Origin of the sequence: Mesorhizobium sp. M4B.F.Ca.ET.089.01.1.1, assembly GCF_004022605.1 — a bacterium.
Taxonomy (GTDB): Bacteria; Pseudomonadota; Alphaproteobacteria; order Rhizobiales; family Rhizobiaceae; genus Mesorhizobium; species Mesorhizobium abyssinicae.
Genome location: NZ_RZOS01001076.1, coordinates 1 through 742 on the forward strand (window position 1 = coordinate 1; position 742 = coordinate 742).

Here is a 742-nt window from a genome sequence, read left to right on the forward strand (position 1 = left end):
CGTACGTTCTGTGTCGAAAATCCGTCCTGGCCATCAGGAATCCTTTCGGAATCCGAAGTCAACGAGAACCTTGCCGGCCGCTATGCTTAAAGTCAGCAATTTACCAACAAATCGCGTGACATATTGCTTAGCGACTTCGCGCCGTTCTCAGTCACTCGGACAGTCTCACTGAAGACGTAGCCGTCATCCTTCTCAAAAATACCGATGAGAACGTGGAAGGTCATGTTAGGTTCAATCACGGTGTCGTCGTCCACCTGGAAGCTGATTCCGCCGTCGACCCAACCGTGGCCGATGGAGTAGCCGCTTCTGGATTCCTTCCGCACGCCGTATGGTTTAAAGGCGCGCTGGAACGCTTGCGAAACTTCAGAGCACGCAACTCCAGGCCGTATCGTTTCGACCTGCGCGAGAAAGCCGTCCAAAGCGGCTTGATGTAGGTGCCGCGCGCGAGCGGTTGGCTCGCCCAAAAATACCGTCCGGGACAAGGCGCAGGCATAGCGGTGTCGGAAGGCGCCAATCTCGAAGTTAGTCTGACAGCCCATCTTATAGCTCGCGTCAGACCACGAAAGATGCGGCGCATTGGCGGGAGCGCCAACCGGCATAGTTGGAAAGGCGCAAACACCGCCCGGGATTTCCGGAGTGCCCTTGACCAAAGCATTAACTATGGCGGCGCCCACGTCGCATTCGCGTGCGCCAGGAGCGATCTCGAGCCGGCCCACCTGCATGGCCCTGTCCACAATCTTTC

The 742-nt window shown here is 57.1% G+C and carries 1 protein-coding gene; it reads right to left on the reverse strand.

What is annotated here, in order from left to right; genetic code table 11:
* Positions 1-92 precede the first annotated feature (92 nt).
* Positions 93-742 (reverse strand): M24 family metallopeptidase (locus tag EN780_RS36110; protein ID WP_128276589.1); only part of this gene is annotated, 650 nt, incomplete at its 5' end.